The organism is Kitasatospora sp. NPDC091257, from assembly GCF_044757675.1.
Lineage (GTDB): Bacteria > Actinomycetota > Actinomycetes > Streptomycetales > Streptomycetaceae > Kitasatospora > Kitasatospora lactacystinica.
Window position 1 is genome coordinate 1 of record NZ_JBIVVI010000222.1, and the last position, 9,388, is coordinate 9,388.

General features: G+C 75.9%; 2 protein-coding genes and 2 pseudogenes. 3 read left to right on the forward strand and 1 reads right to left on the reverse strand.

The annotated features are described in order from the left end of the window. The 3 genes and pseudogenes from ACIQOV_RS13345 to ACIQOV_RS13355 all read left to right on the forward strand — a co-directional run. A partial coding sequence (locus ACIQOV_RS13345; protein ID WP_401048224.1) for an amino acid adenylation domain-containing protein occupies positions 1-3,659 on the forward strand: 3,659 nt, incomplete at its 5' end. A gap of 32 nt (positions 3,660-3,691) precedes the next feature. After that, on the forward strand, positions 3,692-8,143 hold the full coding sequence (locus tag ACIQOV_RS13350) for an amino acid adenylation domain-containing protein (RefSeq protein WP_401048225.1): 4,452 nt from the start codon (positions 3,692-3,694) through the stop codon (positions 8,141-8,143). A gap of 9 nt (positions 8,144-8,152) precedes the next feature. Further along, positions 8,153-9,106 (forward strand): annotated as a pseudogene (locus ACIQOV_RS13355) (AMP-binding protein); the annotation flags it as partial. A gap of 188 nt (positions 9,107-9,294) precedes the next feature. On the opposite strand, the pseudogene ACIQOV_RS13360 reads toward ACIQOV_RS13355, so the two are convergent. Beyond that, positions 9,295-9,388 (reverse strand): annotated as a pseudogene (locus ACIQOV_RS13360) (AIM24 family protein); the annotation flags it as partial.

Sequence of the window (9,388 nt, forward strand, 5' to 3'; positions counted from 1 at the left end):
GGGCCCGGATGTACCGCACCGGCGACCTGGTGCGCCGCGCCGCCGAGGACGGCCCGCTGGAGTTCCTCGGCCGCGGCGACCACCAGGTGAAGATCCGCGGCTTCCGGGTCGAGCCGGGCGAGGTCGAGCAGGTGCTGGCCGGTCACCCCGGTGTCACCGGATGCGTCGTGGTGGCGCACGAGGGCCGGCTGGCCGCGTACGTCACCGGCGCCGCGCCGGGGTACGCCGAGGCCCGGGCCTGGCTGGCCGAGCGGCTGCCCGAGCACATGGTCCCGGCGACGCTCACCGCGCTGGACGCCTTCCCGCTGACGGCCGGCGGCAAGGTGGACCGCGGGGCGCTGCCCGAGCCGCGGACCGTGCCGCAGGGCAAGCCGGCCGGCCGCCCGCCGCGCACCCCCGCCGAGCAGCTGATCGCGGCGGTCTGGGCGGACGTGCTCGGGGTGCCGGAGGTCGGCGCCGACGACAACTTCTTCCACCTGGGCGGCGATTCGCTGACGGCCGTGCGGGTGGTGGGCCGGGTCTTCGACGTCTTCGGCATGGTGTCGCCGTACACCATCTTCGACGCGCCGACGCTGGCCGAGTTCGCCGCCGCGGTGACCTCCGCGTCCGGCGGCGCGCGCCCGGCCCCGGTCCGCTCCGGCGCCGCCCAGGCCCCGCTGTCCAAGTTCCAGCGCGGGCTGTGGTTCCTCGACCAGTGGAACCCGGGCGCGCCGACCTACGTGGTGCCCTGGGTGTTCCGCTTCTCCGGGCCGGTCGACCCCGAGTTGCTGCGGCGGGCGCTGGCCGGGGTGGTCGAGCGGCACGAGAGCCTGCGGACGACCTTCGAGCTCGCCGAGGACGGTCCGCGGCAGGTCGTCCAACCCTCCGTGGAACTGCCGTTCACGCTCACCGAGACCACCGCCGAGGAGGTGGACGCCCTGGTCGCCGAGGCCGCGCTGGAGCCCTTCGACCTGGAGCGGGGGCCGCTGGTCCGGGCCCGGGTCTTCCGGGCCGACGGGGCGACCACGCTGCTGCTGCTCCTGCACCACATCGTCTGGGACGAGGGCTCGCTGGCCGTGCTGGAGGCCGAACTCCAGGAGCTGTACGCCGCCTTGGCCGAGGGCCGGCCCGCCGAGCTGCCGGAGCTCGCCGTCCAGTACGGCGACTACGCCGCCTGGCAGTACCAGGACGACACCGCCGAGCGGCAACTGGACTACTGGCGCGAGCAGTTGCGCGACGCGCCGACCGCCGACGCGCTGGTGCCGGACCGGCCCCGGCCCGAGGAGCAGGCCTTCCGCGGCGCCTTCCACCGCTTCGCCATGCCCGGCCCGGTGGCCGAGGCCGTCCGGGCGCTCGCCCGCAGCGAGGACGCCACCCCGTTCATGGTGCTGCTGGCCGGGCTGGCCCTCGCCCTGCACCGCCGGTCCGGGCAGCGCGACCTGGTGCTCGGCTCGCCGGTGAACGTCCGCGGCCGGGCCGAACTCGACGGCCTGATCGGCTACTTCGTCAACCTACTGCCGCTGCGGCTGAAGCTGGAGGAGGGCGTCTCCTTCCGTGAACTGGTCCGGCACGTGCGCGAGGTGTCGATCGGCGGCTACCGCCACCAGGAGGTGCCCTTCGACGACATCGCGGGCGCCGTGCTCGACGAACGCCCCGAGGACCGCAACCCGCTCTGCCAGGTGCTGCTGGAGCTGCACCCGCTGGACCCCCGGCCGTTCACGGTCGGCGGGCACGAGGTCACCCGGGCCCTGCACTCCAACCCGGTCTCCCGCTTCGACCTGTCGGTCTCGGTGGACGACCTGGGCACCGGCTTCACCGGCCGCTTCGAGTACGACAGCGACCTCTTCGCCCCGGACACCATGGCCGGCCTGTGCGAGGAGTGGCTGGGCACCCTGGCCGCCGCCGTCGAGGTGCCGGTGCACGCCCTGTTCGAGGCGCGGGCCGCCCGCGACCCGCGGGCCGTCGCCCTGATCTCCGGCGAACGGAGCGTCGGCTACGGCGAGTTGAACACCGCCGCGAACCGGCTCGCCCGGCACCTGACGGGCCTCGGCATCGGGCGCGGCGACACCGTCGCGGTGCTGGCCGAGCGCGGGCCGGAGCTGGTCGTCGCCCTGTTGGCGGCCCTCAAGGCCGGCGCCGCCTACACCCTGCTCGACCCGGACTTCCCGGCCGAGCGGCTGGCCGGCGCGGTCGCCGACACCGGCGCCGCCACGGTGGTCACCCACCGGCACGCCGTCGTGCCCTTCCCGGTCGGGCGGCAGGTGGACCTGGACGCCGCGGCCGCCGAACTCGCCCGGTACGCGGGGCACGACCTCGGCCTGCCGGTCGAGGGCGCCGACCTCGCCTGCGTGATGTTCACCTCCGGCTCCACCGGCCGCCCCAAGGGCGTCGCCGTCCCGCACCGCGCGCTCACCACCACCTACCTCGGCCAGGACTACGCCCGCTTCGGCCCCGCGGAGGTCTGGCTGCAGTGCTCGCCGGTCTCCTGGGACGCCTTCGCCCTGGAGCTGTACGGCGCGCTCTGCTTCGGCGGTGCCTGCGTCCTCCAGCCCGGCCAGCGCCCGGACCCGCAGACCATCGCCGAGCTGACCCGCCGCCACGGCGTCACCCAGCTCCAGCTCTCCGCCAGCCTGTTCAACTTCCTGCTGGAGGAGTTCCCGGAGACCTACGACGGCCTCAAGCTCGCCTTCACCGCCGGCGAGCGGGCCTCCGTCACCCATGTGGCCAAGGCCCTGGAGGCCTACCCGGGCCTGGCGGTGGCCAACGGCTACGGCCCGGTGGAGAGCCTCGGCCTGACCACCTGCCACCGGGTCGGCCCCGCCGACACCGCCGGTGCCTCCGTCCCGATCGGAGTCCCGCTGAACGGCAAGGGCGTCCTGGTCCTGGACGAGCGGCTGCGCCCCGTCGAGCCCGGCGCGACCGGCGAGCTGTACGCCACCGGCGGCGGTCTCGCCCACGGTTACCTCGGCCGGCCCGGCCTCACCGCCGAACGCTTCGTCGCCTCCCCGTACGGCGCCCCCGGCGAGCGCCTCTACCGCACCGGGGACCTCGGCCACCTCAACGCCGAGGGCCTGTTGGAGGTCACCGGCCGGATCGACGACCAGGTGAAGATCCGCGGCTTCCGGGTCGAGCCCGGCGAGATCGAGGACGCGCTCACCCGCCACCCGGCCGTCCGGGAGGCCGCCGTCGCCGTCCACGAGCCCGCCCCGGGCGACCGCCGGCTCGCCGCCTACGTGACCGTCGCCGCCGGCGCCCCCGCCCCGGACGCGCTGCTCGACCACCTGGCCGCCCTGCTGCCCGAGCACATGGTGCCCGCGACCCTCGACGTCCTGGACGCCCTGCCGCTCAACCACAACGGCAAGGTGGACCGCAAGGCGCTGCCCGCCCCGGCCGGCCGCCGGGCCGCCGACGCGGCCGGGGCCACCGACGGCTCCGGGGCCACCGTGGCCGCCGACCCGCTGACCGAGGCCGAACGCCTGGTCGCCGAGGCGATGCGCGAGGTGCTCGACCTCGCCGAGGTCGGCCGCGAGGACAACTTCTTCCGGATCGGCGGCAACTCGCTGGCCGCCGTCCGGGTCGCGATGCGGCTGTCCCGGGAGACCGGCAGCCGCGTCCCCCCGCAACTGGTGTTCCGGGCCCGGACCGTGAGCGCCATCGCCGAACGGCTGGCCGCCCGATGACGGGCCGCACCGCACACGAAGGGAACGAGGCCGTGAGCCCGTCCGACCGCCCGGCGCGCACCGCGCCCGTCTCGGGGCTGCAGCGCGGCCTCTGGTTCCTCGACCGCCTCGACCCGCGGGCCGTCACCTACTGCACCCCCTGGACCCTCGACGTCACCGGCCCGCTCGACCTCGCCCTGCTCCAGCGCGCGCTGGACGCCGTCACGGCCCGGCACGAGACGCTGCGCACCACCTTCGCGCTGCACCCCGACGGCCCCCGCCAGCAGGTGCACCACCGCCTCGCCGTGCCGCTCGCGGTGACCGACCTGCGCCCGCTGGGCGGCCCCGGGCAGGAGGAGCGCCTGGAGGACCTGCTCACCGCCCGCTGCGCCGAGCCCTTCGACCTGGCCGCCGGCCCGCTGCTGCGCGCCGAGGCCTTCCGGCTCGCCGACGAGCGCACCACGGTGCTGTTCACCGTCCACCACATCGTCTGGGACGGCTGGTCCGCCGAGGTCTTCGAGCGCGAGCTCGCCGAGCTGTACGGCGCGGCGGTGCGGGGCGGGCGGGCCCGGCTGTCGGAGCTGACCGTGCAGTACGCCGACTGCGCCGAGGAGGAGCTCGGCACCTCCTACGAGGAGCACCTGACCTACTGGAAGCAGCAGTTGGACGGCGCCCCCACCCTGCTGGAGCTGCCCACCGACCGGCCCCGGCCCGCCGAGCGCGGAGCGGCCGGCAGGACCGAGGAGTTCGGCCTCGCGCCCGGGACGGCGGCGCGGGTCCGCGCGCTGGCCGAGGCGGAGGGCGTCACCCCGTTCACCGTCCAGCTGGCCGCCTTCGCCCTGCTGCTGAACCGCTGGACCGGCGCCGACGACCTGGTGGTCGGCACCCCCGTCACCACCCGGGACCGCCCCGAACTGGAGCACCTGCTCGGCTACTTCGTGAACCTGCTGCCGCTGCGCCTGCGGCTGGCGCCGGCGCTGGGCTTCCGGGACCTGCTGGAGCACGTCCAGGACGTCGCCTTCGAGGCGTACGGCTACCTCGACCTGCCCTTCGACCAGATCGTCGACCGGCTCGGCGCCGCCCGCAGCGCCCAGCACCCGCCGCTGGTCCAGGTGGTGTTCGGCGCCCACGGCGAGGACCGCAGCCCGCTGGCGCTCGGCCCGGCGGCCACCGCCCGCAGCCGGGTGCGCTCCAACGGCACCAGCAAGTTCGACCTCACCTGGTCCGTGTTCGACGGCGGGGACGCCGGGGGCGAGCTGCGCGGCGAGGCCGAGTACCGCAGCGAGCTGTTCGACCCGCAGACCGTCCGCCGGCTGGCCGCCGAGTACGACGCCCTGCTCACCGCGGCCCTGGACGACCCCGACGCCACCGTGCTGCGGCTGACCACCCGCCCCGTGGACGCGGGCGCGGCCACCGACACCCCCGGCCACTGCCTGCACCACCTGTTCGAGCGGGCCGCCGACGCCCACCCCGACCGGCCCGCCGTCGGCGACCCCGACCGCACCCTGAGCTACGCCGAACTGGACCGCCGGGCCAACCGCCTCGCGCACGCCCTGCGCGCCCGCGGCGCCGGCCCCGGCGACCGGATCGGCATGTTGCTGGAGCGCACCGCCGACGTCCTGGTCACCGTCCTCGGCGTGCTCAAGACCGGCGCCGCCTACGTGCCCGTCGACCTGGCCGCCCCCGCCGACCGGGCCGCCCTGGTCTTCGGTGACACCGGCGTCGCCCTGGTGGTCACCGACCGCCCGGACCGGGTGCCCGACGGCCCCTGGCAGGCCTACGACCTGAGCGCCGAGGCCGCCGACCTGGCCGCCCGGCCGGACACCCGCCCGCCGGCCGCCGGCCGCCCCGGCGACGTCGCCTACGTCATCTTCACCTCCGGCTCCACCGGCCGCCCCAAGGGCGTCGCCGTCGCCCACGAGCACGTCAGCCGGCTGATGGCGGACGGCGCGCGGCACTTCGGCTTCGGCCCGCAGGAGACCTGGACGCTCTTCCACAGCTACGCCTTCGACTGGACGGTGTGGGAGATGTGGGGCGCCCTGCTGCACGGCGCCCGCCTGGTCGTCGTCCCGTACGTGACCAGCCGCTCGCCCGAGGAGTTCGCCCAGCTGCTGGAGGAGGAGGGCGTCACCCGCCTCTGCCTCACCCCCTCGGCGCTGCGCCAGCTGGAGCCGGTGCTGCGCCGCAGCCCGCGCGCCCTGCCCGCGCTGAAGTGGATCATGCTCGGCGGGGAGGCGCTGGACCCGGCCGTCGTCCAGCGCTGGTTCGAACTCGACCCGCCGCCCCCGGCCCGCCTCTGCAACCTGTACGGCATCACCGAGACCACCGTCCACGTCACCACCCACGACCTGGCCGGCAGCGCGGGCTTCGAACGCAGCCTGATCGGCACGCCCATGCCGCACCTGAGCGCCCAGGTCCTGGACGACTGGCTGCGGCCGGTGCCGCCCGGCGCGGCCGGCGAGCTGTACATCGGCGGCGGCAGCCTCGCCCACGGCTACTGGGGCCGCCCCGGCCTCACCGCCGGGCGCTTCGTCGCCGACCCGTACGGCCCGCCCGGGGCCCGGCTCTACCGCACCGGCGACGTCGCCCGGCGGCTGCCCGGCGGCGGACTGGAGTACATCGGGCGCGCCGACTTCCAGGTCAAGCTGCGCGGCTTCCGGATCGAGCTCGGCGAGATCGAGAACGCCCTCGCCGCCCACCCGGACGTCGACGCCTGCGTCGTCACCGTGCACGAGGACCGCCTCGCCGCGTACGTCACCGGACGCGAGCCCGCCGACGTCCGCGCCTTCCTCGGCCGCTCGCTGCCCCCGTACATGGTCCCGGCCACCTTCACCGTGCTGGAGTCGCTGCCGCTCACCGTCAACGGCAAGGTGGACCGCGCCGCCCTGCCCGCCCCCGGGCAGCGCAGCGCCGCCGCCGCGGGCCGCCACGTCGAGCCGCGCACCCCGGAGGAGGAGGCCTTCGCCGCCGTCTGGACGGAGGTCCTCGGGGTGGACGGCATCGGCGTCCACGACGACTTCTTCCACCTCGGCGGCGACTCCATCCGGGCCGTCCAGCTGGCCGGCGCGCTGCACGAGCGCGGCTGGGGGCTGAGCCTGCGCGACGTCTTCAACGCCCCCACCGTCGCCGCCCTGCTGCCGCTGGCGAAGCCCGTCACCGAGGACCCGGACGCCCACGAGCCGTTCGCCCTGATCACCCCGGAGGACCGCGCCGACCTGCCGCCCGGCGTCGTCGACGCCTACCCGATGGTGTCCATGCAGCTCTCCATGGTCTTCCACATGGAGATCGCCGGCGGCACCGACAGCTACCACAACGTCAACTCCTACCGGATCTCCGGCGACCTCGACGAACAGGCGTTCCGCCGCTCCGTCGCCGAGGCCCTGGACCGCCACGCCGTGCTGCGCACCGGCCTGGACCTGTCCGGCTACGGCGAACCGCTGCAGCTCGTCCACGGCCGGCTGCCCGCCCCCGTCGAGTTCGCCGACCTGCGCGGCACGGCCGAAGCGGACCAGGACGCCGCGATCCGCGAGGTGTTCGACACCCACCGGTGGACGCCCTTCGACCTCACCGCCCCGCCGCTGTTCCGGATCACCGTGCAGCGCCTGGCCGAGGACGCCTTCCAGCTCACCGTCTCCGAGCACCACGCGATCCTCGACGGCTGGAGCTTCACCTCGCTGCTCACCGAGATCCTGGAGCGCCACGGCGCCCTCGCCGCCGATCCGCTCGGCGCGCCCACCCCGCCGCCGCGCACCGCCTTCCGCGACTTCGTGGCCGTCGAACGGCAGGCCGCCCGGGACGAGCGCTCGCTCGGCTACTGGCGCGAGCGGCTGTCCGGCGTCAGCGGCCAGCTGTTCCCCGGCAGCGAGTCCGTGCACGAGGCGCCGCGCACCGTCGAACGGGTGCTGCCCGAGGCGCCCGACCAGCTGCGGACCGTCGCCGACGCGCTCGGCGTGCCGGTCAAGTCGGTCGCGCTCGCCGCCCACCTGCACGCCCTCGCCGCCGTCACCGGGAAGCAGCGCGTCACCACCGGCCTGGCCGTCAACGGCCGGCTGGAACGGCTCGGCGGCACCGAGGTGTACGGGCTGTTCCTCAACACCGTCCCGCTGAGCTGCGAGCCCACCGGCGACCTGCTCGCCCTGGTCCGCGAGGTCCACCGGGAGGAGCTGGACATGATGCCGCACCGCCGGGTGCCCTTCGCCCGGCTCGCCCGGCTGATGACCGACACCGCGCTGGACAGCCAGTTCGGCTACCTGCGCTTCCACGCCCTCGGCCGGCTCAGCTCGGCCCGCATCGTGGACGGCCGGATCGGCACCGAGCCGACCCTGCGCCACGAACCCAACAGCTTCGCCTTCGGCGCCTCGGTGATCCAGGACCCGGTCACCCAGCGGGTGCTGCTCGCGGTGGACCACCAGCGCTCGCTGGTCACCGACAGCACCGCCGAGCAGTTCATCGACACCTACGCCACCGCCCTGCACACCATGGCCGCCGCCGCCCGAGACCTCTGAGGACCCGTCATGACCGATCTGCTGGACCGCCTGCGCGCCACCGTCGCCGCCCACCCCGAGCGCACCGCCGTGCTGGCCGGCGCCGACCGCCTGGACTTCGCCGAACTCGACCGGCGCACCGCCGCCCTGGCCCGCGCCCTGCGCGCCCTCGGCGTCGGCCGCGGCGACCGGGTCGGCGTCCACCTCGGCCGCACCGCCGACCTGCCGGTCGCCCTGCTCGCCGTCTGGCGGGCCGGCGCCGCCTACGTCCCGCTCGACCCGGCCTACCCCGCCGAGCGGCTCGCCTTCATGGCCACCGACGCCGGGCTCGCCGCCCTGATCAGCGCCGACGGCCTCCCGGCCGCCGAGGGCGTGCCGGTGCTGCGCCCGGACGCCGCCGCCGACGGGCCCGACCTGCCGACCGGGGCGCACCCGCTCGACCCGGCCTACGTCATCCACACCTCCGGCTCCACCGGCCGTCCCAAGGGCGTCGAGGTGCCGCGCGGCGCCGTCGCCGCCCTGGTCGAGGCCCTGGAGGCCACCGGCGCCTACCGCGCCGGGCCCGGCGTGGTCGGCTGGAACGCCAGCGTCTCCTTCGACGCCTCCGTCCAGCAGTGGGCCCGGATCTGCCGCGGCGACACCGTCCTGGTCATCGGCGAGGAGCACCGCGCCGACCCGGCCCGGGTCGCCGCCCTGCTGGCCGAGCACGCTGTCACCGACCTCGACCTGACCCCCTCGCACTGGGAGCTGCTGCGCGAGCCGCTCGCCGGCGCCCGGGTGCCGCGGCTGTTCATGGGCGGCGAGCCCGTCCCCGAGCGCACCTGGCGGGAGCTGGCCGACGGCGGCATCGACGCGCTCAACCTGTACGGGCCCACCGAGTGCACCGTCGACGCCGTCACCGCGCCGATCAGCGGCCCCGGGCCGCACCTGGGCGAACCGCTGCCCGGGGTGCGCCTGCACCTGCTGGACGAGAAGCTCGCCGCCGTCCCCGACGGCGTCGTCGGCGAGCTGTACCTGGCCGGGCCCGGACTCGCCCACGGCTACGTCGGCCGGCCCGCACCGACCGCCGAGCGCTTCGTCGCCGACCCGTCCGGCGGGCCGGGAGCCCGGATGTACCGCACCGGCGACCAGGCCCGGCGCGGCGAGGGCGGCCGGCTGGAGTACGTCGGCAGGATGATCGACTGCTTGAGCCGCAGCGTCGGGTCGAAGGCCAGCAGGTTGCCGGAGCGGACGGTCAGGTTGCCCTCGTCCAGGTCGTACGAGTTG